General features: G+C 69.1%; 17 protein-coding genes. 6 read left to right on the top strand and 11 right to left on the bottom strand.

Annotated elements, in window-relative coordinates; translation table 11 throughout:
* Window positions 1-17: 17 nt before the first annotated feature.
* From GVY39_RS16185 to metH, 10 genes are all read right to left on the bottom strand, one after another.
* Window positions 18-593: a flavin reductase family protein gene (locus GVY39_RS16185; protein WP_159925518.1), complete on the bottom strand. Its 576-nt coding sequence runs from the start codon at window positions 591-593 to the stop codon at window positions 18-20.
* Window positions 586-2,037 carry a DNA-binding transcriptional regulator gene (locus tag GVY39_RS16180; RefSeq protein WP_159925520.1) on the bottom strand — a complete coding sequence of 484 codons (1,452 nt, stop codon included), beginning with the start codon at window positions 2,035-2,037 and terminating at the stop codon, window positions 586-588. Before GVY39_RS16180 ends, GVY39_RS16185 begins: the two co-directional genes overlap by 8 nt.
* A gap of 141 nt (window positions 2,038-2,178) precedes the next feature.
* Window positions 2,179-3,030, bottom strand: a complete 852-nt coding sequence (gene hisG, locus GVY39_RS16175) for an ATP phosphoribosyltransferase (protein WP_159925522.1) — start codon at window positions 3,028-3,030, stop codon at window positions 2,179-2,181.
* Window positions 3,031-3,075: 45 nt separating this feature from the next.
* Window positions 3,076-3,339, bottom strand: a complete 264-nt coding sequence (locus GVY39_RS16170) for a phosphoribosyl-ATP diphosphatase (protein WP_039798430.1) — start codon at window positions 3,337-3,339, stop codon at window positions 3,076-3,078.
* A gap of 120 nt (window positions 3,340-3,459) precedes the next feature.
* Window positions 3,460-5,274 (bottom strand): choline/carnitine O-acyltransferase, encoded by a 1,815-nt coding sequence (locus tag GVY39_RS16165; protein WP_159925524.1) that lies wholly within the window; start codon window positions 5,272-5,274, stop codon window positions 3,460-3,462.
* Window positions 5,271-6,107, bottom strand: coding sequence for a class I SAM-dependent methyltransferase (locus GVY39_RS16160; protein WP_201295244.1), 837 nt, complete (start codon window positions 6,105-6,107; stop codon window positions 5,271-5,273). Before GVY39_RS16160 ends, GVY39_RS16165 begins: the two co-directional genes overlap by 4 nt.
* Window positions 6,108-6,151: 44 nt before the next feature.
* Window positions 6,152-7,015, bottom strand: a complete 864-nt coding sequence (locus tag GVY39_RS16155) for an arpA protein (protein ID WP_159925526.1) — start codon at window positions 7,013-7,015, stop codon at window positions 6,152-6,154.
* A gap of 159 nt (window positions 7,016-7,174) precedes the next feature.
* Window positions 7,175-7,846: an HAD family phosphatase gene (locus GVY39_RS16150; RefSeq protein ID WP_321212605.1), complete on the bottom strand. Its 672-nt coding sequence runs from the start codon at window positions 7,844-7,846 to the stop codon at window positions 7,175-7,177.
* 286 nt (window positions 7,847-8,132) lie between these two features.
* A complete protein-coding gene (locus GVY39_RS16145; RefSeq protein ID WP_159925528.1) occupies window positions 8,133-9,953 on the bottom strand; it encodes a serine/threonine-protein kinase in 1,821 nt (606 codons plus the stop codon).
* Window positions 9,954-10,294: 341 nt separating this feature from the next.
* Window positions 10,295-13,891 (bottom strand): methionine synthase, encoded by a 3,597-nt coding sequence (metH, locus tag GVY39_RS16140; RefSeq protein WP_159925530.1) that lies wholly within the window; start codon window positions 13,889-13,891, stop codon window positions 10,295-10,297.
* Window positions 13,892-14,057: 166 nt separating this feature from the next.
* Between metH and GVY39_RS16135 the strand changes: the two genes are divergently transcribed.
* Window positions 14,058-14,942, top strand: a complete 885-nt coding sequence (locus GVY39_RS16135; protein ID WP_039798445.1) for a PAC2 family protein — start codon at window positions 14,058-14,060, stop codon at window positions 14,940-14,942.
* Between the two features lie 110 nt (window positions 14,943-15,052).
* Entirely contained in the window at window positions 15,053-17,653 is a 2,601-nt protein-coding gene (locus GVY39_RS16130) for an AMP-binding protein (RefSeq protein ID WP_159925532.1), read from the top strand.
* On the opposite strand, the gene GVY39_RS16125 is transcribed toward GVY39_RS16130, so the two are convergent.
* Window positions 17,555-17,860 carry a hypothetical protein gene (locus tag GVY39_RS16125; RefSeq protein ID WP_159925534.1) on the bottom strand — a complete coding sequence of 102 codons (306 nt, stop codon included), beginning with the start codon at window positions 17,858-17,860 and terminating at the stop codon, window positions 17,555-17,557. The genes GVY39_RS16130 and GVY39_RS16125 overlap by 99 nt on opposite strands.
* 331 nt (window positions 17,861-18,191) lie before the next feature.
* Here GVY39_RS16125 and GVY39_RS16120 point away from each other — a divergent pair, with 331 nt between their 5' ends.
* The 4 genes from GVY39_RS16120 to GVY39_RS16105 all read left to right on the top strand — a co-directional run bounded on the left by GVY39_RS16120 (window position 18,192) and on the right by GVY39_RS16105 (window position 26,640).
* Window positions 18,192-19,331 (top strand): XRE family transcriptional regulator, encoded by a 1,140-nt coding sequence (locus tag GVY39_RS16120; protein WP_159925590.1) that lies wholly within the window; start codon window positions 18,192-18,194, stop codon window positions 19,329-19,331.
* A 155-nt stretch (window positions 19,332-19,486) separates the two neighbouring features.
* A complete protein-coding gene (locus GVY39_RS16115) occupies window positions 19,487-21,022 on the top strand; it encodes a TIGR02677 family protein (protein ID WP_195071414.1) in 1,536 nt (511 codons plus the stop codon).
* Window positions 21,022-22,446: a TIGR02678 family protein gene (locus GVY39_RS16110; RefSeq protein ID WP_159925538.1), complete on the top strand. Its 1,425-nt coding sequence runs from the start codon at window positions 21,022-21,024 to the stop codon at window positions 22,444-22,446. Before GVY39_RS16115 ends, GVY39_RS16110 begins: the two co-directional genes overlap by 1 nt.
* A gap of 3 nt (window positions 22,447-22,449) precedes the next feature.
* A complete protein-coding gene (locus GVY39_RS16105) occupies window positions 22,450-26,640 on the top strand; it encodes a TIGR02680 family protein (RefSeq protein WP_159925540.1) in 4,191 nt (1,396 codons plus the stop codon).
* Window positions 26,641-26,768 lie beyond the last annotated feature (128 nt).

The raw sequence follows: 26,768 nt of genomic DNA, 5'->3' as shown, positions 1-26,768 counted from the left end.
CCAACTGCCGTTCAACGCTAGAAGTACCGCACCGAGGTCAGCGCTTCGGCCGTGGTCGTGAACAGATTCCCGGTCTGTTGCATCAGCGGATGCGTGGCATCCTTCGGTGTGCCGTCACTGTTGAGATGGCGTGGGTTGAACCAGACCGTCTCGACTGCCCCGATGATGATCCCGTGGTCGCCTCCCAGATCCAATCGAGCGATCGTGCGACAGCTCAGCCACCCGAGACCGGCAGGCACCACGGGCCCGTAGTCGGACAATCCGTAATCGATCTCCAGCCCACTGCGGGAGAGCTTTTCGGCTGGCTCGGTAGCCGGGTACTTCGAATATCGGGCACCGAGCTTCCACACCCCATCCAATTGTTCGATGGTTGGCACGGTCACACTGAATCCCGCAGCGCTGTGCAGGCTTTCGTAAGTCGCCCATTGCTTGTATACAGCGAGGGCGATCTGCTGCGGATCAGTCGAAACCGACGTCAAATTGGAGACCGGAATGAGATTCGCCGTGCCGCTTCGGCTACGAGTTCCGATCAGGTAGGCAATGCGCGGTGCCAACAGACGATGCGCTATACCGAGCGGGTTGTCATCAGCCATGCGCGAATTCCGGGATGAAAGCATCGACGGCATCGACCAGTGTGCGACTATCCGACCTCTTGCCGACCGACTGGGCTTGCAGATCGGTCTTCAGTGCGCGCAGTGCCGTCACAACCTGCGGGATGCGCTGACCTACCGGAATCGTGAACACCGAGCCGAGTTCTTCCAGGGCAGCACTCGGTCCGTCACTGTGCAACCGCGCGCGGGCGAGAGTGGTCTGGGCCAGAGTCAGCGTCGTCGGCCACGCCTGTGACCTCGTAGGTGCGTAAAGCTCGGTCACTCTCTCGGCTTCCGATTGAGCTTGCGTCCATTCACCGAGTGTCGCGTAGGTGATGGCGTCGTAATAATGCTGGCGCGCATGGGAGAAATCGAAAACCGGACCCAGATCGGTCAGGCTGTCGACATCCGGTACACGCTCACGTTCCGCGCGGGCCAAGCGCATAGCGGCAACGGCGGCAGTTCGATCGCCGAGCTGAGCGTGAGCTCGGGCACCGAGCCCCGCCAATCTGATCCGAGAGATGCCGTGTGCGTCGGCGGCATTCCGCACTTCGCTGAGCACTTGTTCAGGCCGGCCCCACCACGAGGCGATCATTGCGCGGGTGCATCGAACCCAGGATTCGAGGCTGCGATGTCCGGCAAGCACCGCGAACCTGGTGGCAGCGCGCGTCTGGATCATTGCGGCCTGCGGCTCGGCCAGGTCGTGCGACACCGACGCCAGCAGTATGCAGGTTGCGGCGAACAAGGCATACAGCTCGCGCATATCCGCCGGCTTGCCCGCGTGGTGCATTGCCGCCGCCAGCTGGTCACGTAACACGGTCAAGGCGCGAAAAAGCCTGGGCAAGTCTGGCGCGAGAGCATATTCGCTTGCCAGCCGATGAAGGTCTTCGGCTGCATCGTGCAGGCTGTCAGGATCGATACCGGGGCGAGCGACAGCGCTGACCAGACGCGCCGATTCGCGAGCGGAATCGAACACCAAGGCTTGTAAACCCGCGCTGGTAGCAACCCCGGTGATTCCCAGCGCACGCAGGGCATCCCGACGGTCCGTAGGATCACCTCCCGACTCCGGCACAGCCGGCTCCGCCTCGGCGACGGAACCATCGACCAGTGTGCTGCCGATCTGGGGACCCGTCCACTCACCGGTGTCTGCCCGATCCCCTGCCGAGATCTGCTCAGTGTCCGACTTCAGCCTGTGATCGGCAATGCCGGTGGACGACGACAGCTCCATTCGGAAACGCGCGAGCTGGCGCGCATCCAAACTCTCCAGCACAGTGTCCATGCCGGCCGCGAACATGCCTGTCAGGGTGATGGACGCGCCGCGCCGCGCCCACTTGCGCACGACGGCATCGGAAAAGCCTGTCATCGCGGCGAACTCTTCTTGGCTGCGACGCAATGCCGCCTGACGCAGTGCACGAACCTCGACGCCGGTCCACCTCGTCACGATCATCCCAGCCCCATCCGCGTAGTGGTCTACGCATAGGCAGCGTAGAGCGTCTGTGGGGGTCGTGTGACTCCAATGGCGGCGGTGCTGCGCGCACACCGATTGCGCTCAGCCTGAATGGATCAGGCGGTCGGGCTCATCCGGCGTTCAGAACGCGCGGCAGGAGCGGATGTCGGTGGCCAGGATGGCTTTCGCACCCAGATCCGCCAGCTGGTCCATCAACTCGTTGCTCTGCTTGCGTGGAACGAGCGCGCGCACCGCGACCCAGCCGGTATCGGCCAGCGGGGCCACGGTCGGCGACTCCAGCCCCGGGGTGATGACGAACGCTTGGTCGAGCAGGTCCTTCGGGCAGTCGTAGTCCAGCATGACGTACTGCTGGGCGAAGACCACGCCCTGCACCCTGGCGACGAGTTGGTTGCGCACCCGGTCACCCTGGTCGGCATCCTTGCGTTCGACCAGCACGCCCTCGGAGTCGCACAGCGATTCTCCGAAGGCCACCAGATTGTGCTGACGCAGCGTCCGCCCCGAGCCGACGACGTCGGCGATGGCGTCGGCGACGCCGAGCTGGATGGAGATCTCCACCGCGCCGTCCAGTCGGATCACCTCCGCCTCGATGCCGCGGCGGCGCAGATCGTTCAGCACCAGGTTCGGGTAGGAGGTGGCGATGCGCTTGTCGTGGAGATCCTCGACCTTCCACTCCAGCTCGGCAGGTGCGGCGTAGCGGAAGGTGGAGCGGCCGAAACCCAAGGCGAGCCGTTCCTGCACCGGTGCGCCGGAGTCCAGTGCCAGATCACGTCCGGTGATACCGAGATCGAGTTCACCGGAGCCGACGTAGATCGCGATGTCCTTGGGCCGCAGGAAGAAGAACTCGACCTGGTTCGCCGGGTCCAGGACGGTCAGGTCACGCGAATCGGTGCGCTTGCGATAACCGGCTTCGGCGAGGATCGAGACGGCGGATTCGGAGAGGGCGCCTTTGTTGGGAACTGCGACGCGCAGCATGGGAGGAAGTCCTTTCGGGAGGAGAATCGGGGTATCGGACGGCCGTCACAGATGTCGGTACACGTCTTCGAGCTTCAGCCCGCGCCCCACCATCAGCACCTGTACCCAATACAGCAGCTGGGAGATCTCCTCGGCGAGCGACTCGTCGCTCTCGTGTTCGGCGGCCAGCCACACCTCGCCTGCCTCCTCGAGCACCTTCTTACCCTGGGTGTGCACGCCCGCGTCCAGCGCGGCGACGGTTCCGGACCCCTCGGGGCGGTTGACCGCACGATCCTGCAGCTCGGCGAACAGGGATTCGAAGTTCTTCACGATGAGCCATTGTTTCAGACCCGGATGAGGACCCGTTGCTCCGGCCCACGATGGCCCTGAACGGCGACCGCCCGGTTCTTCCGTACCCGGCCGGGTACGGAAGAACCGGGCGGGTTGCGCCTAGTTTCCGGCGAGCAGCGCCCGCAGGTCGGCGACCGCCGTGCGGAGGTGGTCGGCGAAGGCGTACATCTGGTCGGCGACCGGCTTCGGCGTGGCCAGGTAGAGATTCCAGCGGTCCGGAAGCAGGACGTAGGCGATGCCGATGCACTTGGAGCTGGTGGAGCCGAAACCGAAGTAGCGGATGTTCACCGAGGGCGCCGAGCTGGTGCTCAAGTAGTCGTCGCGCATGATCGTCCAGCCAGGGCTGTCGTAGAGCGGGATCGGGTCGGTGAGACCCAGCTCCGCCCCGCGACGGCGCTGGATCCACTGCAGCTCCCACAGGTGCTGCTCCGGCGCGTCTCCGGCCTGACATTGCTTGGCCCGTTCCACGTGCGCGGCCGCAGCCGTCCGCGCCGCGGCGAGCCGGGCCTCGACGCCCGCGTCCGGGTCCTGCATCGTGTCCACGAACGCGATCATCTCCGGGGTGACCACCCGCATGGCCTCGGTGCGGCCGTTGCGGTACTGCCTGGTCGCGATGGACTCGTAGGTGGCGCCGGTGAGCCCCTTGCTGCGCCGATGGGCCAACTGGTAGCTCAGCTGCGCGAACGCGTCCGGCGAGATGCCCAGCTGCTTGGCTTCGGTGGTGCCGAAGTCCGGGAACGACACCGTCTGGGTGGCGTTCGCGGCGGCGTAGTCGGCGAAGGCCGCGCCCGCCGCGGCGATATCGCCGCGCTGCGCCTCGTCCAGCACGAACTCGATCGGCTCGACCGCGGGCAGCCCCTGCGCCTGGGCGCCGGAGCGGGTGGCGTGCTCCCGCACCGGGGTTTCCAGCAGGTTGTCCACGAACGAGAGGATGGTGGTGCCGTCCAGGCCGCAGTGTTCGACATTGATGCCCGCCTGTCCGTCACCGAAGACGATGAAGGACACCGACTTGTCGAACCACCGGTTCGCACTGTCGCCGTGCAGCAGCTGATCGCAGGCGTGCAGTTCGTCGCGCGGAGCGAAGTCCTCCAGGCAGACGGCGAACAGCGCGGTCTCGATGGCGTCGAGCGCCGCGGCGTTGGCAGGCTCGTCCAGCAGCCGCTGCCTGCTGCGCGCCCATTCCGCGCGGGGCTTGGTGGTGAGGTGTCCGACTGCGCTGTCGGCGCGGGCCGGGCGTGCGCCCGCCTTCAAGACCGCGCGCAACCCGTCGGCGAGATCCTCCGGCGAGTACGGCGCCCCTTCCGGGCCCAGAACGTCCATCCTGAACGTGCTACCCCGGAAGAACACCACGATGTGCCGGGCCTGCGAGGGGCCCGGCCACTCCTCGCTGTAAGGGACCCGCACCGAGTCCTGTTCCTCGCCCGGGATCCTGGTCTCGGAGAACAGATACTTGTTCTGCCACATCGACAGCTTCTGTCCCCGCTGGGTCACCGGCGGGACGGCCTCCTGGTCGAGGGCCAGTTTGTAGTCGACCGCGGCGGAGATGATGCCGGCGGCGCGGTCCACCTGGGTAGCGGCAGTGGAGGTGGCCAGCGGGGTGTCGTCCCGGAACAGGAAGAAGAAGTTCGCGTTCAGGGCGATCCGGTCCCGCCTGCCCAGGTATCGCGACGGCCAGAACAAGTCCAGCCAGCTGCCTACACCCGGCGTCGCGTCGTATTCCGCGAGCGCCGCGTGCAACCTGCGTCCCGGCCCGTCGGGTCGCAACAGGTCCTCGACCGCCCCCCGGGTGGCGGCGAGTTCGTCGGCGGTCAGCAGCGGCTCGCACCACTGCAGGAACCGGCCACAGCTGTCCTCCAGCGTCGGCAGGGGCACCCGGGGTAGGTGGTCGTCGGCGGCGAAGGTGCGTTCGGTCAATGCGAGTCCTCGGTGTCGGCGTGATGTTTCGGCAGCGGCCTGGATACGTACAGGTTGGCATACAGCCATCCCTGGTCTTCCCGGCCGGTGGTGTCGATTCCGTTGGCGGACAGGGTGTTCAGCACCTGCGCTTGCTCGGTCGCGGAGGCGAACCTGCGTTGCTCGTACAACCCCGGCGCCTGCTCGGTCCGGTAGCCGAGCGCGGCGAGTTCCGCCTCGATCGGTGCGAAGTCGAACATGCGCAGTACGAAGTGTGCCATCCACGGCCGCCTGCGCGGATGCGCGGTGGCCACGCGAGTCAGAGTTTTTTCGGTGACGTAGCCGATGCAGCCGGTCGAGACGACGAGATCGGCGCTCGCCAGCAGGGCGCGCTGCTCGTCGGTCGGTTCGCCGGACTCCAGGTCGGCGTGCACGACCTCGTGCAGGAGACCGGCTTCCCGCGCGTAGTCGAGGGCGGGGCGGGAGGCGTCCATGCCGAGGAACCGGACGTCGTCGGCTCCGGCCCGCGCCGCGACGCGTGCCCGGTCGCGCTGGATCAGACCGGCTCGATCGATGTCGGTGACGGCGTAGTGCCCGGCCAGTTCGCCGATCGTCGTGTCGAAATGCAACAGCGCGGCGTTCACGCCGTAGGAACAGCCGATGTCGAGCACGGTCGGCACGGCGATCCGCGCGGAGGCACGGAACTCCCGGATCTGCTGCTGGAAGAACGGTTTCGCCAGTTCCGGTATGCGGTAGTCCAGATCGGACATGCGCGCGTAATACGCACGTGGATCGGGGCGGTCGTAGATGTCGTCGAAAGACGCTTTCCCGGTCGTGTGTAACGGCACTGGCACTGTCGGTCCTCTCGGGTCGAGCTCGGTCAGTCGAGCCGTTCGGCTCAGTCGAGCAGTCGATCGCCCCGGACGGCGGCGGCCGCGGCGGCCAGGTGGTCGGGTAGCACGCGGCCGAACAACTGCCGAGTGCGTTCCACCGTGCCGACCATTCCGGGACGATCGGTATAGGCGAAGATGGCCGAATGGCGCTGACGCGCACCGCCGACGGGTGAGACGCGGTGCAACGAGAAGCGACCCTGGAACAGCTGCAGGTCGCCAGGACGCAGTTCGAGCCGCTGGACGAAACGATCGCCGGTGCCGGTCAGCACGGCGCGGACGTCGTCGAGGTGTTCCGCCTCGGGTGTGCGGATGTTCGGGCAGTACTCGAAGACGCCACCGTCCTCGGCGGGCTGGGTCAGCATCGAGACGGTGAATTCGTTGGTGTCGAAATGCCAGGGATGCGACATACCCGGCGCGACGACGTTGAGGCACAGTCCGGCGAGGGGATCGGCGAACTCATGCAGTTCGGGCAGGCCGAAGCAGTCGGCGACGAACCGCTGGAACAGCTCGTCGGTGTAGAGCCGGTGGATCAGCGCGTCGGCGGGGATGCGGTCGCGGGGCACGAAGGCGTTACCCCGCTCCAAGACGATCCGGCCGGGATGATCCTCCGGCAGTTCGGCGTCCAGTGGAATGTTGTAGGCGTTGACCTGTTCGACCTCGTAGTGCGCGTGTGGAGCCATCAGCTCCCCTTGCGCCCGCAGTGTCTCGGTCAGCTCCGGCCGGATGAAACCCCGCAGGACGGTGCAGCCGGTGTCGGCCAGTTCCGCACGGGCGCGTCGCACCGCTTCCCGCAGCCCTGGTCCGTCCTGATCCCCGAGAGGATACCGTGCCGTATCTACGATCTCGTCGAGTACGCCCAACGCTGCCATGGCGTCATTTTGGTGGAGCGCCCGCCGACACGCCCGGGATTCGGCGAGATTGCCGGTGATCACGGTCACACATACTATCTGCGCGCACTCCTGTTGCGGCACAGTAACTCTCGGTGTACGGGAGTCGGGTGTGTCGCGCGATGACGTGGGCCGGACGACTCAACCGCGCACGCGCAGAGCGCGTTCGAGATCCGTGACGGCCAAGCCGATGAGCGAATCCCGGAACACTCGTCGCGGTGTGCGCGGCACCGGGATCTCGCACGGCACGACCACCAGTGCGCAGCCCGCCGCCTCAGCGGCGCGGGCACCGGTGGGCGAGTCCTCCACCGCCACACAGCATTGCGGGTCGAGCCCGAGCAGTTCGGCGGCGCGCAGGTAGACATCCGGCTCCGGCTTACCGTGCGCCACCTCGTCGCCGCAGACCGAGACATCGAAGAAGTCGCGCCCCAGCGTGTCGAGCCCGAACTCCGCGAGCGACCGCTTGGTATTGGTGACGAGCGCGCTCGGCAGCCCCGCCGCGCGCACCATCGCCAGCGCGTCCTTCGCCCCAGGGCGCCACGGGATGGGGCCGGTCATCAACTCGGTCACCCGCCGTTCCAAGTACTCCCCCGCCGCCCGCAGCGAGTCGGGGGTGGGCTCGATCCCCAGGCCGGTGAACATGATCCGCAGAGCGTCCGGACCCGATGCACCGATCAGCGCGTGCCGGATCGCGTCGGTCATCTCGTGGCCGTGCTCACGCGCCAGTTCGCGCACCGCTACGTCCCAGAGCTTCTCGGAGTCGAGCAGCGTGCCGTCCATGTCCCAGAGCACTCCGGCCAATCGCGCTGTCACGTTCGGTGCGTCTCCTCGATCTCGTTCATGTCATGCGTACTGCCCGGCGCGAACCCGATCACCCGTCCGAGACGGCCGCACGAACCGTGTCGCCGGACGAAGACCGGCTGTAGCGCCGCCCAGCTGATGCGGCCGTATCGAACAGCGCGGCCCGGCGCCCATCGCGCCGGAACGGACGGCGCTGACCAGTCGGCGGGACCGGCACCGCGCGACAACGTGCGGCCACCATCCCGCGCTCGGCCGGGCGAGCGGCACCACCGCGGGCCGCGGCAGAGGCGAGCAGCACCTATGTTCCCGAGGCGGCGATCTGCAGCTTGGCGTTGTCCCCGACGACCTCGATCCATCGGTTCTCAGAGGTCGTCGTGCCGTTCTTCAGGGTATAGGTGAGCGCGACCACCGCCCGATTCGCACCGTTCTGTGTGACCGGGCCCACGCTTACCGAGCGGATCGTGCCCCAGAAGTTCACGTAGGAGTCGTAACCGGTCCTGGCCTGGTATCCGGGGGCCAGCTGCGTCCAAGCGCCGGACACGTTGGCGGGCAGCATGCCGTAGTAACCCTGGATGAACGAGGCGATCCGGTCGGGCGTCGGCGGACCGGACGGAGTGGTCGTCGCGGTGGTAGCCGGGCCGGTGGTGGTCGGGGCATGGCTCGACGTGGTGGGCTGGGGCGTGGGGCTGGGAGGCGCGGTGGTGGCGCTCGGGGCGGGGTTCGTCGTCGGCGCCGGAGCGGTGGTTCCCGGGGCGGGCGGAGGCGGCGGGGCAACCGCTGAAGTGGTCGCGGGCCCCGGCACGGGCACGGAAGTGGGCACTGGTGCCGCAGAGGCGGGGGCTTGCGCCGGGGCTTGGGCAGGAGCCTGTCGCGGCTCGGTTCCGGCCGCGTCCGCCGGTGACGGCGCGTTCTCGGGACCTACGGCGGCCGGAGGGACGATCGACGACGTCGGCGCGGCGCCACCCTCGCCGTCTCCTCTGGCCAGCATCGCGATGATGCCGACCAGAATCAACACCCCGACCACGGCGGCAACTTCCACGGCGATCAGTCGGCCGCGCCGTCGGCCACTCAGAACGCCCGGCAACGTCGCCGCGGCCCCGCGCCTCGGCACCGGCGGTGACGTCACCGCTTGCGGCGCGGGCGGCCCCGGCACAGCGGCGGGCACGACGGCGGTGACGCCGGAGTCGCCCGGCTGCTCCGGCGATGCGGCAGCGGCGCGGCTCGGCAGCACTGTCGTCTCGGCGGCGGCCGTGGCGGAGGTGGGAATCACCTTCGTCACCGGCGCGGGCAATTGTGGATCCCGGCCCGTCGCAACGGCTTCGAGGACCGCCTGAGCCTCCGGCATGCTCGGGCGGTCGGCGACGGCCGGAGCGAGCAGGTACATCAGCGCCGGCCCCAGCGGGCCGGCGGACTCGGGTGGCGGGATCTCGGCCCGCGCGACCGCGTGTAGCAGGGCGAGCGGGTTGTCGCCCTCGCCGAACGGCGGAGTACCCTGCACCGCCGCGTACAGCGTCGAACCGAGGGCGAAGACGTCGGAAGCGGGTTCCGGATCCTCGCCGCGCGCGACCTCGGGCGACAGATAGGCCGGCGTACCGGCGAGAAAGCCTGTGGCCGTGACTGTCACGTCGCCGACCGCGCGGGAGATGCCGAAGTCGGTGATCTTGACCGTGCCGTCGTCGGCGACGAGCAGGTTCGCCGGCTTCACATCCCGGTGCATGATCCCCGCGGCGTGCGCGGCGGTCAGGGCGCTCGCAGCCTGCGCGCCGATCCGGGCGACCTCGAGCGGCGGCAGCGTGCGACCGCCCGACAGTTTGGTCGCCAGGCTCGGGGCGTCCATGTACTCCATGACCAACCAGGGCTGGCCGTCCTCCTCGGCCACGTCGAACACGGTGATGGCGTTCGGATGGTGCAGCCGCGCCGCGATCCGGCCCTCACGCATGGCGCGCCGCTTGGCCTCCAGCTTCGCCGACCCGGACAGTCCGGGACCGAGCAGCACCTGCTTGACCGCGACGGTGCGCTGCAGCCGGACATCGGTGGCCCGCCAGACCACACCCATGGCGCCGGTGCCGATCGGATCCGTGAGCCGGTACCGTCCCGCGATCAATCGATCCGCCGTCATGGTGGTGTGCCTCTCCTACTTGCGCGCCTAGCCGTTCCCGCATTCCGCGCGCAAGCCCGGAAGGTCTCCGAAGGCGTACGCGCCGAGCTGCTTTGCACCACTGAGCAGGGACGCGAACGCATCCGCCGACTGCCCCGGATGCAGTTACAACGCCTTCGACAATGGCACATCCACCCGACACACATCCACCTCCCGGTCCCGGGACGGACGATCGCCCAGGTCAACACCGCGCGCCCGCGCACCGTGACGCGCCGATGAGCGCCGCGTTCCGTGTGCGATACGGCATCCGGGCAGGTAGCAAAGGCCCTTGGCGCGATGCCGCACCGCCTTCCCGCGGACGCTTACGCGTTGAAGTACTTCGCCTCCGGATGCAGCAGGACGAAGGCGTCGGTGGACTGCTCCGGATGCAGCTGCAGCTCTTCGGAGAGAACGACGCCGAGGCGATCGGCCTCGAGCAGGTCGACCAGTTTGGCGCGGTCCTCCAGCTCGGGACAGGCGCCGTAGCCGAAGGAGTAGCGGGCGCCGCGATAGCCGAGTTTGAAGTACTCCTGCACGTCGTCGGGGTCGGAGTCGGCGACGGCGTGGCCGTCGAGGACGAGTTCCTCGCGAATGCGGCGGTGCCAGTACTCGGCGAGCGCCTCGGTGAGCTGGACGCCGATGCCGTGCACCTCGAGGTAATCGCGGTAGCTGTCGCCCGCGAACAGCTCGTTGGCGAAGTCCGCGATCGGCTGCCCCATGGTGACCAGCTGGAACGGCAAGACGTCGACCTGACCGGTCGTCCTGGCGTACTCCCGCGAACGGATGAAGTCGGCGATGCACAGGAATCGGTCGCGCTGCTGGCGCGGGAAGGTGAACCGATACCGTTGCGGCGCATCGGGATCGGGTTCGGTGAGCACGACGACATCGTCGCCTTCGGAAACCGCCGGGAAGTAGCCGTAGACCACCGCGGCGTGCTGCAACACGCCTTCCGTGCTCAGCCGGTCCAGCCAGGCGCGCAGCCGCGGCCTGCCCTCCGTCTCCACCAGTTCCTCGTAGCTGGGGCCGTCGCCGGCCCGCTGCCCGCGCAGCCCCCACTGCCCCAGGAACAACGCCCGTTCGTCGAGCAAGCCCGAGTACTCGTGCAGGGCGAGGCCTTTCACCACCCGCGTGCCCCAGAACGGCGGCACCGGCACCGGCAGGTCCGCCGCGACGTCGGAGCGCTCGGGCACCACGACGGGCACCTCCGCCGCCCGGCGCTCGGCGGCGATCCGCTTCGAGCGCTCGTGACGCGCCTTGCGCTCGGCGGCCTTCTCGCGCTCGGCGATGGCCTCCGGACTGTCCGGATCGAGCCCGCCGCCGCGCTTGCGGGTCATGATGTCGCCCATCAGCCGCAAACCCTCGAACGCGTCGCGCGCGTAGTGCACGTCGCCCTCGTAGACCTCGGTCAGGTCGTTCTCCACGTACGAGCGGGTGAGCGCCGCACCACCCAGCAACACCGGGAATTGCTCGGCCACGCCCTTGGCGTTGAGCTCCTCGAGGTTCTCCCTCATCACCACGGTCGACTTCACCAGCAGGCCGGACATGCCGATGACGTCGGCCTTCTTGTCCACCGCCGCGTCGAGGATGGTGGAAATCGGCTGCTTGATGCCGAGGTTGACCACCTCGTAGCCGTTGTTGGACAGGATGATGTCGACCAGGTTCTTGCCGATGTCGTGCACGTCGCCCTTGACGGTGGCCAGCACGATGCGGCCTTTGCCGCTGTCGTCGGTGGCTTCCATGTGCGGTTCCAGGTAGGCGACAGCGGTCTTCATCACCTCGGCGGACTGCAGCACGAACGGCAGCTGCATCTGGCCGGAGCCGAACAGCTCGCCGACCGTCTTCATCCCCGCCAGCAGGGTCTCGTTGATGATCTGCAGCGGCGGCACCTCGGCCATGGCCGCGTCCAGATCGTCCTCGATCCCCGCCCGCTCGCCATCCACGATCCGCCGCTCCAGCCGCTCGAACAGCGGCAGCGCGGCCAACTCCTCGGCCCGCGACGCCCTCGACGATGAGGTGGACACGCCCTCGAACAGCGCCATCAGCTTCTGCAGCGGGTCGTAGTCCTCGGAGCGGCGGTCGTACACCAGATCCAGCGCAGCCTCGCGCTGCTCGTCCGGAATCCGGCTGATCGGGACGATCTTCGAGGCGTGCACGATCGCGGAATCCAGACCGGCCTCCACGCATTCGTGCATGAAGACCGAGTTGAGCACCTGCCGGGCCGCCGGGTTGAGACCGAAGGAGATATTGGACAGACCCAGCGTCGTCTGCACCCGAGGGTGGCGGCGCTTGAGCTCGCGGATGGCCTCGATGGTCTCCAGGCCGTCACGACGGGACTCCTCCTGGCCGGTGCCGAGGGTGAAGGTGAGCGTGTCGATGATGATGTCGCTCTCCGACAATCCCCAGTTGCCGGTGATGTCGGCGATCAGCCGTTCGGCGATCTCCACCTTCTTCGCCGCGGTGCGGGCCTGGCCCTCCTCGTCGATGGTCAGCGCGACCACCGCCGCCCCGTGCTCGGCGACCAGCCGCATGGTCTGCTGGAAACGCGAATCGGGACCGTCGCCGTCCTCGTAGTTCACCGAATTGACCGCGCAGCGTCCGCCGAGGTGTTCCAGCCCGGCCTGCAGCACCGGGGTCTCGGTGGAGTCGAGCATGATCGGCAGCGTCGAGGCGGTGGCCAGCCGCGCGGCCAGCTCCGCCATGTCGCGGGTGCCGTCGCGGCCGACGTAGTCGACGCACAGGTCGAGCATGTGCGCGCCGTCGCGGGTCTGGTCCTTGGCGATGTCCAGGCACTTCTGCCAGTCCTCGGCCAGCATGGCCTCGCGGAAGGCTTTGGAGCCGTTGGCGTTCGTGCGCTCGCCGATCATCAGGACCGAGGCGTCCTGTTCGAACGGCACCGCGGTGTACATGCTGGACACGCTCGGCTCGTGCACCGGCGCGCGCCGCTCGGCGATCGGCGGCAGGGCGGCCTCTACCTCACGCACCGCGGCGGTGACCTGGCGAATGTGTTCGGGCGTGGTCCCGCAGCAGCCGCCGACCAGGGCCAGCCCGAATTCGGAGACGAATCCGCGCAGCGCGACCGCCAGTTCCTCGGGCGTGAGCGGGTACACCGCCCCGCCCGCGCCGAGTACCGGCAACCCGGCGTTCGGCATCACCGAGACCGGCACCTGCGCGTGCTTGGACAGATGGCGCAGATGCTCGCTCATCTCGTCCGGGCCGGTCGCGCAGTTCAGGCCGATCATGTCGATACCGAGCGGCTCCAGCGCGGTGAGCGCCGCGCCGATCTCGCTGCCGACCAGCATTGTGCCGGTGGTCTCGACGGTGACGTGCGTGATGACCGGGATCCGGCGGCCGAGCTTCGCCATCGCGCGCCTGCTGCCGGTTACCGCCGCCTTCACCTGCAGCAGGTCCTGGCAGGTCTCGATGAGGATCGCGTCGGCGCCGCCGTCGAGCATGCCGAGGGCGGCCTCGGTGTAGGCGTCGCGCAGCGCGGCGAAGGAAGCGTGACCCAGCGTGGGCAGCTTCGTGCCCGGTCCCATCGAAGCGAGCACGTACCGTGGCGTACCGTCGGAGGACGGACCCATCTCGTCGGCGACCTCGCGGGCCAGCCGGGTGCCCCGCTCGGAGAGGTCGCGGATCCGGTCGGCGATGTCGTAGTCGGCGAGGTTGGGGAGGTTGCAGCCGAAGGTGTTGGTCTCGACCGCGTCGGCGCCCGCCTCGAAATAAGCCCGGTGGATGCCGCGCAGGACGTCGGGGCGGGTGTCGTTGAGGATCTCGTTGCAGCCCTCCAGCCCGCGGAAATCGTCCAGGGTCAGATCGGCGGCTTGCAGCATGGTGGCCATCGCACCGTCGCCGATGACGACACGGCGGCGCAGCGTGTCGAGTAGCGTGGTATCGAACTCGGCGGGGATGGACGCAGACATGCGTTCCAGCGTAGTGGGCGGGGCGGACGATCCGGCCCCCACATCGAGGCTCGGTGGCCTGGACCACATGTCCGGCGCCACACCGCCGTGGGCGCGGGCGGAAACACGCCACCCTCTCCGGCCGTCATACGACACGCCATATCGCCGCACACCGTAGGCTGACCGAGTGAACGCCAGTGAAACTCCCGATCCGGAACTGCCGACGTTGCGGGATCCGGTACTGGTCGCCGCCTTCGAGGGGTGGAACGACGCCGGTGACGCGGCCAGCGGCGCCGTCGAGCATCTGGAACTGATCTGGGACGCCGAACCGTTGGCCGAACTCGACTCCGAGGACTACTACGACTATCAGGTCAACCGGCCCACCGTGCGTCAGGTGGACGGTGTGACCAGGGAAATCCAGTGGCCGTCGACCATGCTGTCGGTCTGCTCGCCGCCCGGCAGCGACCGCGACGTGGTGCTGCTGCGCGGTATCGAACCGAATATGCGCTGGCGCAGCTTCTGCGGCGACCTGCTGGAGTTCATCGAGCAGCTCGGAGTGCAGACCGTGGTCATCCTCGGCGCGCTGCTCGCCGACACTCCGCACACCAGACCGGTGCCGGTCACCGGCTCGGCCTACAGCAAAGAGGCGGCCGAGCGGTTCAACCTGGAACAGACGCGCTACGAGGGGCCCACCGGGATCACCGGCGTACTGCAGGACCAGTGCGTGAAGGCGGGCGTCCCCGCGGTGTCGTTCTGGGCCGCCGTCCCGCATTATGTCTCCCAGCCGCCGAACCCGAAGGCGACCATCGCACTGCTGCACCGGGTCGAGGACGTGCTCGACATCGAGGTGCCGTTGGGTGAGCTGCCCAAGCAGGCCGAGGACTGGGAAACCGCGGTGAACGAGATGACCGTGGGTGACGAGGAGATCAGCGAGTACGTGCGCTCGCTGGAGGAGCGCGGCGACGCCGCCGTCGACGTGAACGAGGCGATGGCCAAGATCGATGGCGACGCCATCGCGGCCGAATTCGAGAAATACCTGCGCAGACGGGGTCCGGGCAGCTTCGGTCTCTGATCGGTTGCGCGGCGGGGCCTTCGCTTCCGCGACCGGACGCCGCCGAGTTCACCGGAAGTTCGCTGGGGGCACCTTCGGACCGGGAAACGACCGCCTCCTACACTTCGCCGGTGACCGTGCATCCGATCGTCGAGCGTCTGCGCGGCTTCGACGACCGAATCGCCGTCCATTGCCCCGGCTTCGCGGGCGTGGACGGCGCCGCCCGGGCGCGCTCCGCGCGGCAGGTGACCTACGCACGGCTTGCCACGCTCGTCGAGAACTACGCGACCGAGCTGGGGCCGGCCCGTCGCCTCGTCGCGCTCGCCGCGCGCAATGACCTCGCCTCGCTCGTCGCTTATCTCGGCGCGCTCAGCGCCGGGTGCGTCGTGTTGCTGGCCGAGAAGATCACTGCGGAATTGCGGGACACCTACGACCCAGACGTCCTCGTCGAAGCGGGCCGCACCCGCGTGGTCCGGGAGAACTCGGCGCATCGCCTGCATCCGGATCTGGCGCTGCTGCTGAGCACGTCGGGATCCACCGGGTCGCCGAAGCTGGTGCGGCTCTCGACGACGAACCTGCGCTCCAACGCCGCGGCCATCGCCGAGTACTTGGCCATCGGCCCGGACGACCGCGCGGCCACCACCTTGCCGATGTTCTACTGCTACGGGCTGTCGGTGGTGCACAGCCACCTATGGCGCGGGGCGAGCCTCCTACTCACCGACCGGTCGGTACTGGACGAGGAATTTTGGCGCGAATTCCGGGATTGCCGCGCAACGTCTTTCGCCGCGGTGCCCTACACCATCGATCTGCTCGACCGGATCGGTTTCGCCGATATGACGCTGCCGCACCTGCGTTACGTCACCCAGGCGGGCGGCAGGCTCGCGCCCGAGCGCGTGCGCGCATACGCCGAACTCGGCCGCGAACGCGGCTGGGACTTCGTGGTCATGTACGGCCAGACCGAGGCCACCGCCCGGATGGCCTATCTGCCCGCGCATCTGGCCGACGCCCACCCCGACTGTATCGGGATACCGATCCCCGGCGGCGAATTCACCCTCGAACCGGTCGAGGAAGCCGATGACGATGACGGTGACGACGCGCCCCGCGAGCTGGTCTATCACGGGCCCAACGTGATGATGGGGTACGCGACGTCCGCCGACGGCCTGGCACTCGGTCACACGATCGAGGCTCTGCGCACCGGCGATCTGGCCCGGCGCACGCCCGAGGGCCTCTATCAGGTGGTCGGCAGACGCAGCCGATTCGCGAAGATCTTCGGATTGCGCATCGATCTGGAACGTCTGGAATCCCGCCTGGCCGAGGCCGGCTGCACCGCGTGCTGCGCCGCAGACGACACCCACCTGGTCGTCGCGGTGGAGACCTCGCGGTCCGATCCGACCGAGCTGGCCGCGCGACTGTCCGGCCTGCCCGCCGCGGCGGTCCGGAGCTGCCAGGTCGAGCGGATGCCACGGCTGCCCAACGGCAAACCCGACTATCCGGCCATCCACCGGTTGGCCGGTAGCGCGCCGCAGGTGCGTGACATCCGCGCCCTGTTCGCCTCCGCCCTCGGCATCGACCCCGCGCGCATCCACGCGCACAGCACGTTCGTCGATCTCGGTGGGAACTCACTCACCTACGTGACCACCGCGGCGCGGCTGGAGCGCGCACTCGGGCGCCTGCCCACCGACTGGCCGAATACGCCCGTGGCGGAGCTGGAGCGGACCCCCGGGAGTCCGGGGGGCGTCGGGCGGACGCTCGACACCGCGACGCTGCTACGCGCTGTCGGCATCGTGCTCATCATCGGCTCGCACGCCGGAGTGTTCGTGCTGTGGGGCGCGGCGCACGTGCTGCTCGGCGTGGCGGGCTTCAACTTCGGGCGGTTCGCCGTGACCACGGCGCCGCCGGCCGAGCGTTTGCGCCACACCCTGCGTACCGTGGGCTCCATAGCGGCGCCGACGGCGCTCTGGGTGGCGGTGACATTGACGTTCACCGACTACTACGGCTGGCAAAATGTCCTGTTGCTGAACAAGATTCTCGGCCCGCACGACAGCGCCACCGCCGGGCACCTGTGGTTTCTCGAGGTGCTCGTGTACTTCATGCTGGCCGCCGCGCTGCTGATCCGGGTTCCCTCGGTGGACCGGTGGCAACGCGCCGAGCCGTTCTGGTTCGCGATGGCGCTGGTCGCGCTGAGCCTCGTCTTCCGATACCAGGCGTTCGGTCTGTATTCGGCGAAGGACATTCCGTTCTCTCCGCTTGCGGTGTGGCTGTTCGCGCTCGGCTGGGCGGCGGCGAAGGCGACGTCGATGTGGCAGCGGATGACGGTCAGCGCCGTCGTACTGATCGCCGTACCTGGCTATTTCGGTGTCACCGATCGGGAACGATTGATCGTGGTGGGCCTTCTCGCACTGGTGTGGCTGTCCACGATCAGGGTTCCCGCCGCGGTCGCCGTCTGTGCGGCGGCGCTGGCCGACAGCTCGCTGTTCGCATATCTGCTGCACTGGCAGGTGTACCCGCTGTTCGAACAGCACCGGCTCGCGGGGCTGTTCGCTTCCCTGGTAGCGGGCCTGGCCGTGACCGGGACGGCGACCGTGTTGCGACGCTGGGGGCCGGTGCGGTACCGGGCAATTCGGTCGCGGCGGTCAGCTCTCCACGGTCCATACCCGCGCCGCCGCCTCCTGAGCCAGTTTCGCGATCAGGATGTCGCGCGGAATCGTCTGACCGGCAAAGTGATCGAGTGACGGAACCACCACGTGATGCGCGTCGGCGCGCTTGAGTTCCGCCGTGAGTTCGGCGAAAGCCGTCCCGTCACCTCCGGTCGATTCATGGAACGTTGCGGCGAAGCACAGCCCTTCCTCGCGGGCGAGGCTGCTCATCGCGGCCTCGAGCTCCTTGCCATGGCCATCGGCCAGATCGTCACGCAAGTATCCATAGATCAACGCTTCCACCCGAACCTCCGTTGGATTGGGATCGCTGTTCTCTTATGTGGATCCACCCGTTTTACGGGGTATTTGCGCTTCATGCAAGAGCAGATGTACTTGCAGTTGCTCTTACACGAGGGCCTGGCAAACTTTCGGCGCCATGTCCAGCATGCACAGCATCGCCGAGCGAATGTAGCTGTCAACACACGGACATCCCTCTGCCCTATTGGGGCCACCGAGCGTTAACTGGTGCGATACTACAGATGTGGCCGCTACCGACGATCGACCCGTCTGGGCAGTCCGAATGCGTTCCGAGCGTGACGCGAGGGGGTGGTCGCAAGCCGACGCTGTTCGCGTGATGCGAGGAAAGTCTTCGCACAATCTGCCGACCGACAGTACTCTCCTACGCAACTGGCGCCGTTGGGAATCGGGCGAATCGCGCCCCGACGACTTCTACGCGCCCATCATCGCCGCCACCTTCGACACGGTGACCGCGGCGTTCTTCCCCAAAGCCAGGCCCAACCGCGACGACGAATTGCTCTCGGCGACGGGCATGGACACCCTCGAGTTCATCGGACGACTGCGCATGTCCGATGTGTCCTCGGTGACGCTGGAGGCAATCCGGATCACCGCGGAACGCCTGTGCTGCGAATACTCCTACGCCGACCCGCACGACCTGCACGCCGAGGGCACCGCGTGGCTGCGCAGGATCACCTCGTTGCTGGACGGTCGCCTGACCCTGGCGCAGCACCGCGAAATCCTCGTTCTCGCCGGATGGGTCGCGCTGCTGGTCGGCTGCGTCGACTACGACCTGGGCCGGCGCACCGCCGCCGAGGCGACCCGCCGCGCCGCCCAATCGCTGGGCCAGGAGGCGGAGAACATCGAGATCTCCGCGTGGGCAGCGGAAATGACCGCGTGGTTCGCGCTCACCGAGGGTAACTACCGCGGCGTCATCGAGGCCGTGCAGCCGACGCTGGAAGTAAGCCAGAACCTGCGCGTCGGCGTCCAGCTGGCTGCCCAGCGCGCCAAAGCCTGGGCCAGGCTGGGTAACCCGCGCGAGGTGGATGCCGCACTCGACGACGGTCGAGCTATCTTGGAGCGACTCGACCATCCGGCCAATTTGGACAACCATTTCGTCATCGACGCGAACAAGTTCGACTTCTACGCGATGGACTGCTGCCGGGTGGCGGGCGAGGATCGGCTCGCCGAGACCTACGCGCGCGAGGTGATCCGCCACGCCACCCGCCCCGACGGCACGCTGCGCCACCCGATGCGGGTCGCCGAGGCACACCTGACCCTTGCCGTGGTCGCGGTGCGCAACCGTGACCTGGAACTGGCGGTGGCCGAGGGCACACGCGCGTTCGCGGGAAGCAGGCGCTCGCTGCCGTCGCTGCTGTGGATCGCGGGTGAAGTCGCGCGCGAGCTCATCGAGTGCTACCCCGGTGACCCGCGCACCCGCGCGTACCTGGACCAGTTGCGTTCGTTGTCCGCCGAGTGAGCCGACCTGCGGCGCGGCGCCGGCGAACGATGACGAACCGGACGCGGCCACGCCCGACCCCGGAACGTCGCGCAGGCGGCGACCGGCCCGCTACTACCCTGTTCCCGGTGACCGACTCCGATGACGGCCGTGCCGACCCGCGCTGGGACGACCGGCTGCGGCTGTTCTCCTTCGCCACCGCCGAACGGCGCGCCGATTACCTCTGGGTACTGCGCGCGTTCGACAGTGCGCGGGCGGCGTACGTGGTGTTGCTGCACGCGGACGACGTCGCGGAGTGGATCGAACGCGACAGGAACACACCGCGCAGCCTCGATCCGGACACCGCGTACCAACCGGCCACGGCGCCACGGCTGTCCGCCGCCGAGGCCGGCCCGCTGCTCGACCAGCTCCATCAATGGGGCGTGCTGGAACGCAGTTACGACGGAACCCGCGCCGCGACGCTGGCCGAATACCGCAACCGGCACTACGTCTACCAGTTCTCCCAGGCGGGATTCCAGGCATACCGGGCGGTCGCCGGTGTGCTCAGCGCCCGCCTCGACGAAGCCTCGTTGTCGCGCCTGGTCCTGCCCGAGTTGCTGGCCGATCTGCACACCCTGGCCGAGGCCAACCGGGCGGGCGACGCCGAACGTGTCTACCGCACCCTGCGTCGCCTCGATACCGCGCTGTCCGACCTCGCCGCCCGCGCCGCGCACTTCTACCTGGGACTCGGCGACCTGGTCCGCACCACCGAGATCACCCCGGAATCGTTTCTAGCGCACAAGGACGCGCTGCTGGCGCACATGCGGGAGTTCAGCCTCGATCTGGCCAGGTTCACCCCCCGGCTGGCGGCGGCGATCGCCGAGATCGAGGAGACCGGAGTCGAGGACCTGATCGTGCGGGCGGCGCGCTGCGACGAACGGGTGCTGCTGAGTATCGATGAACGTCAGGCGGATTGGCAGGCCAGGTGGGACGGGCTGCGGATCTGGTTCGTCGCGTCCGGAGGCGCGGAGCCGGAGGCGACGACGGAAGCCGAGCGGCTGCGCGAGGCCACCATGAGCGCCATCGCCGCGGTGCTGTCGCTGCTGCGGCGGGTCACCGAGACGCGGCGCGGCGGAGTCAGCCGCGAGTCGGCCCTGCGGCATCTGGCCGGCTGGTTCACCGCGGCGCCGACGGTGGAGGGCGCCCACGCGCTGTTCGACGCGGTGTTCGGACTGGGCAAGCCGCGGCACCTGGCGATGGAGCACCCGGACGCCGACGTGATTCCGGCGATCCGATCCTGGTGGGACGCACCGCCGTTGGAGATCTCGCGCACGCTCGCCGAGACCGGGCGCCCACCCTCTGCGGGTGCGCCCGCGCGCATCCACCGCAACGACGCGGGCATCCGGCGCCTGCGGGAGGCACAGCTGGACGCGCAGCGGGCCCGCGCCGAGGCCGCGAGATCGCTGGCCTCCGGCGACGTGCACGACCGGGTCCTGGACGAACGGGAAACCGAAGTGCTGCTGCGGCTGCTGGACGCCGCGTCCACCGCCTGGGTTCCGGTGCGCGGCCGGGTGGCGGGCACCACCGGCTCCGACAGCGGCGTCACCCTGACGGTGTCCGAGCACGAAGGTCCGACCGTCGTGCGCACCGCCCGTGGGCTGCTGCATCTGAACAACAGGGCGCTGAAGATAGAGCAGACGACCCGGACCCGGCCGCTCGGGGGGCGCGGCTGATGCACGGACGCACGATCGATGCGCTGGCGCTGGACAATTATCAGCGCGCCGCCCGAGTCATCCTGGCCAATCACTTGGTGACCCGCACCTACCCGGACCGGATCGCGCTGCCGCTGATCCGCCGCTGGGCCACCGAACTCCGCGAAGATCTCGCCGAATTGTTCGGTTACCGGCTGGAAGTCACCGAGACCACCGCACGGGTGTTCCCGGTCTCCGACCGCCTCGACGCGGGCAGGCCCGCGCGTACACCCGGCGAGCGCGTCTTCGACCGCCGCCGCTACGCCTACCTCGCCTTGGCGCTCGCCGCGCTGGGGCGCGCCGGGGATCAGATCACACTGTCCGAGCTAGCCGATCAGGTCGCCGCCTACGCAGGCCGGGTGGACGGCCTCGAGCTCGCCACCGACCGGGCCGCCGACCGCGACGCGTTCGTCGACGCGGTGGCCTGGCTGACCGTGCGCGGCGCGCTCACCTTGGCCGACGGCGACGCGGGCGGCTGGGCCAGCGATCCGGAGGCCGGTGAGGCGCTCTACGATATCGACCGGCCGGTGGTCTTCGCCCTGTTCCGGCCGCCGCGGGCGCTGCAACATCTGCACAGCGTTCGCGGGCTGCTCGCCGACGAGCCCACGGCCGCCGGCGGTTCCGCGCACCCGGCGACCATCGCCGAGACCGCGCGCCGGGTGCGCAGGGCGCTGGTCGAGCAGCCGGTGGTGTATGCCGAGGACCTCGCGCCCGAAGAGCGCCCCGTGCTCGTCCAGGACCGTGTCGTCGCGGATGTCGAGCTGTTCACCGGGCTGCGCGCCGAGCGCCGAGCCGAGGGCGTCGCACTGATCGACACTTCGGGGCGACTGTCGGACGTCCGCTTCCCGGGGACCGGCACGCTCGCGCAGGTCGCTCTGCTGCTGGCGGGCGAGATCGCCGACCGGGTGCTGGATATCGACAACCCGCTGCCGCGGCTGCGCCCCACCCAGGACCCCAGCGCGGCCCTGGCCGACCAGCTCGACCGAGCCATCCCCGAATCCACCGTGTTCGCCCCGCTGGCGGAACTGCGTGCGGTGGATTCGCCCGCTGACGAGACGGATCCGCTGGACGACACCCACGAACAGCGGGACCGGCCGGCTCCGCCCGCCTATCCGCTCATCGACCGGGACTGGCTGCGCGAGACCGTGCGGGCGCTGGCCGACCGCTACGGCGCGACCTTCGCCGCGCAGTGGCAGGCCGACGTTCCGCGCCTGACCACCGAGGTGGTGGCCCTGCTCGAGCGGCTGCGGCTGGTGCGGGTGGTCGACGAGGGGCTGCTCGTGCTGCCCGCGCTGGCCCGCTACCGTGGCGCGGTGGTCACGGTCCGCGCCAAGCGGGCCGCGGAACTGTTCGTCACCGCGGCCGACACCTACGGACCCGACGGCACCGGCACGGAAGGGAACTGACGTATGTCGCTCATTCACGGCGGAGTGCGGTTCACCCCGACCCGCGCCGGGATCGTCAACCTGTGGGACTACCGTGACCAGGAGTTCTGCTTCGCCGACGGCAGATTGGTGCTGCGCGGGCCGAACGGGTCGGGCAAGACCAAAGCGCTGGAGGTGCTGTTCCCTTTCGTCCTGGACGGACGAATCGAGCCGCGCAGGCTCAACCCGTTCGCCGGCGAGGAACGCACGATGAAGTCGAACCTGCTCTACCGCAAGCAGGACTCGGCCTACTCCTATGTGTGGATGGAGTTCGCACGGGGTCGCTGGGAGGATCCCGAGGCGGTCACCGTCGGCATCGGCATGCGCGCCACCCGTTCCTCGGACAAGGTGACCCGCTGGTACTTCGTCGCCGACGGCCGGGTCGGGGTGGACTTCTCCCTCATCGGCCCGGACGATCGTCCGTTCACCCGCAAACAGCTCGCCGAGCAGATCGGCACCGATTCGATCGTCGACCGGCCGGTGGACTACCGCAACGCCATCGACGCGCGGATGTTCGGTCTCGGCGCACAACGCTACGACCAGTTGATCAACCTGATTCTCACGCTCCGCAGACCGCAGCTGGCCAAGAACCTGGACCCGCGCGGCCTGTCCCAGGCGCTCACCGACGGTCTGCGCCCGCTCGACGAGCAACTGATCCTCGACGCCGCCCGGTCGTTCAGCGATATGGAGGAAGTCGGCCGCACCCTGGAGGGTTTGGTGCACGCCGACACCGCGACGAGGGCGTTCGTCGAGGTGTACCGCAGATATCTCGCGGTCCAGGCGAAGACGGACGTCGACCAGGTGCGTGCGCGGCTCGACGCGGTGACCCACGCGAGCACCGCGCTGTTCGCCGCCACGGCTCTGCGCGAGCGCAGGGACGGCGAGCGCGCCGCGGCGGAGACCAGGGCGGAGGATGCCGACCGCGCCTACGAACAGGCCTTGGCCGATCGGGAGAATCTTCAGCGTTCCAGCGCCTATGAGGGCAAACAGCAACTCGAGGATCTGGCCGACGCGGTGCGGCGACTGGAGACCTCGGCGGGCGTGCACGCCGACAAGGCGCTCAAGGCGCGCCAGACCCTGGACCAGCGGACCCAGGAGGCCGAGCGCGCCCGCACCGCGGTGCGTACCGCCGCCGCCGCGCTGGCCCGCGGCGAGCAAGAGCTGCGCGACGCGGCCGAACAGGCGGGGATCGCGTGGACGCCGCTGCCGGAGTCGACGCGAGACGAGCAGCTCACCGCCGCGGTGCGCGGGCACGCCGAGGAGCGTGACGCCGACGTGCGCGCCGTGCGCAAGGCGGTGGGAGCGGTGGACACCGCCGCCGCCGAACGCACCAGGGCCGAGCGGCTCGCCGAGCGCGCCAGGGAACTGCGCGACGCGGCCGCGGCGGAGGTCGCGCATGCCGAGGCGGCGGTCACCTTGTCCCGCTCCGAGGCGGCGGCCGCGTTGCGGGCCTGGTGGGACGAACACCGCGAGGCCTACGCCCCGGTGCGCGCCGGTCTGTTCGAGGCGCTGAACTCGGCTCTGGCCGAGGCCGGTTCGGACGCGCCCACCGTCGCGGAGGTGCTGACCGAGCGCGCGGAACCCTTGCTCGAACAGATCCGGTCCCGCCGCCAAGAGGCGCGCGCCCACGCGGCCACGGCGACGGCGCGCATCGGTGAGCTGGTCGCCGAACGTGATCGGGTCACAGCCCAGCGCGACGACGCGCCACCGGCATTCGCCGGGCGCCGCGGCCGGACCGGCGATCGGCCCGGCGCCGCACTGTGGCGACTGGTCCGTTTCGCCGACGGCGTGCCGCCCGAGACCGCGGCAGGCATCGAGGCCGCGCTGCAGGCGGCGAATCTGCTCGACGGCTGGGTGTGCCCGGGCGGCGAGCTGCCGCCGGACTACGAATCCGATCAGTTCCTGGCGCCGTTGCCCCCGCCGGACCGCCCGAGCGGTCGCACACTCGCCGACGTGCTCGTCGTGGAGGACGATTCGGACTGCTCGATCGTGCCCCGGCAGGTCGTGGCCGACGTGCTGGCCTCCATCGCGCTGCACGAGGGCGCGGGCGAGCCGGGCGGCACGGTGGCGATCGGAGCGGACGGCGCGTTCCGGCAAGGCGTGCAGATCGGCAGGCACCGCAAGCCGGACGCCGAGTTCATCGGCGCCACCGCGCGAGCCAAGCGCCGCGAGATCCGCTCGGCCGAGCTGACCGCCGCCGCGGCCGCCGCCGAGGAGGACCTGCGCGCCGCCGAGCAACAGGAGGCCGAAGCCACCGCCGACCTCGCGCGAATCTCCGCAGCCGTCAAGGCCCTTCCGCGTCCGACCGCGGTGACCACCGCCTTGCGGGCGGTGTCGGAGGCCGCGGGCGTGATGCGGTCGCGTGCGGAAGCCGCCGCCCACGCCGAGCGGGATCTCGACCAGGCGGTCGCGCAGGTGTCGGCCGCGGAGAAGAAGTTGCGGGCCGCCGCCACCGCCCACGCCACACCGCGCACCGCTGCCGAGATCGACGCCCTCGCCGCCGCCGTGCGGCACTTCGAGAACATCGGCACGGGACTGCTGCGGCTGCGAGGCGATCACGAGCGGGAACGCGAGCGCGAACGCGAAGCCGAGGACCGATTGACCGAGGCCGCCGACTTGGCCGAGGCGTTCGCGGAAGAGGCCGAGGCCGCGCGATCGGGCTATCAGGAACAGGTGCGCAAGCTCGAGACCTTGCGTGAGGCGCTCGGCGCGGGCGCGGCCGACATCGATCGCGAATTGGAGCAGGCCCGACACCGGATCGAGGCGACCAAAGCCGAGCAGAAAGCCGCGCGCAAGGCCGCCAACGAGGCCATCGAGGCGGTCGGCGACGCCGAAGCCGCCTACCGCACCGCGCACGAGTCCCTCGCCACCGCGCTCACCGAGGTGCTCGCGGAGGTCAAAGCCCTTGCGCCGTACGCCCAACCGGATCTGCTCAGGCTGCTCGGCGCCCAGGCCGACGAGCGCTGGCCCAGCAGCGAGGCCGCGTGGTCTACACCTGAGCAACTGCTGTACCGGATCGCCGCGGCGGGACCGCAGGCGCTGCCGCGCGTTCTGCCCGACGAAGTCGCCGTGCTGTTCGACAGCCTCGCCGCCGCCACGGCGTCGGTGCGCGCGAGCGAGGCGACGCGCAAGTCCACGCGCACGGCGGTGACCGCGGCGCTGCAGGAATTCGACGCCGCGCTCGCCGGTTGCGGCCGTGACTACCGGCTGCAATGGGACGCCGCCGACGGCCTCACCGTCGTGCAAGTGCACGACGAGCACGGCGTCTCCGCGCTTGCCGACTTCGCCACCCGCATCGACGGCGCGCGCCGTGACCAGGAACTGCTACTCACCGATGCCGAACGGCGCATTCTGGAAGATGCTCTGCTGACCGGCCTGGCCCAGCAGATCCACGAACGCACGAGCGACGCCCGCGATCTCATCGCCAGGATGGGCGCGGAGATGAAGCAGCGGCGGATGTCCTCGGGCAACACCATCGGCGTGCACTGGGTGCTCGCCGACAGCCTGTCCGACGCGGCGCGGGCGACGTGCAAGCTGCTCGACCGGGATACCTCGGCGCTCACGCCGGAGGACCTGTCGGCCATCCGGGCGCACTTCGCGTCGGAGATCCGTGCGGCGCGGGCCGCGCATCCGGAACGGTCCTATCCCGAGATTCTCGCCGCGACCCTGGATTACCGCGCCTGGCGGGTGTTCTCGTTCACCTTGGTCTCCGCCGACGGCAGCGAGGACAAGCTCACCGTGGCCAGGCACAGCGCGCTGTCGGGCGGTGAGCAGTCGGTGTCGCTGCACCTGCCGCTGTTCGCCGCGGCGCACGTGATGCTCGATTCGGCCGACCCGCAGGCCCCCCGTCTGCTGGCGCTGGACGAGGCGTTCGCGGGCGTCGACGACAACGGCCGCAGCGAATTGCTCGGACTGAGTGTGCAATTCGATCTGGATCTGTTCATGACCGGCTACGACCTGTGGATCACCTATCCGCATGTCCCGGCGTGTGCGCACTACGACTTGGCGCACGCCGCGGCCGAGAACACCGTCAGCGCCACCCTGCTGGTGTGGGACAGCGGCGACCTGCTCGCCGAACACGACGGCGCCGATCTGACGACCGCGCTCGGATCCCCGGATCGGCGCCGGGTGCCCGACACGATCGAGGGCGGGCTCGAACTCACCTCGGTGACCTAGCTGTTCTGCCCAGGGAGGTTGGTCGAGGTTTTGTGACGACACGCTGTAGGTGATCGTTGAATGGCGAAGGTCTCCTGTCGTGGAGTGGGAGTTGCTGAGACAACCACTGCAACGAACAGGAGACCTTC

The organism is Nocardia sp. CY15, from assembly GCF_009829295.1.
In the GTDB taxonomy this organism is placed as follows: Bacteria; Actinomycetota; Actinomycetes; order Mycobacteriales; family Mycobacteriaceae; genus Nocardia; species Nocardia sputi.
The sequence above is the reverse complement of the archived record's forward strand: the minus strand, read 5'-3'. Positions and strand labels throughout refer to the sequence as shown.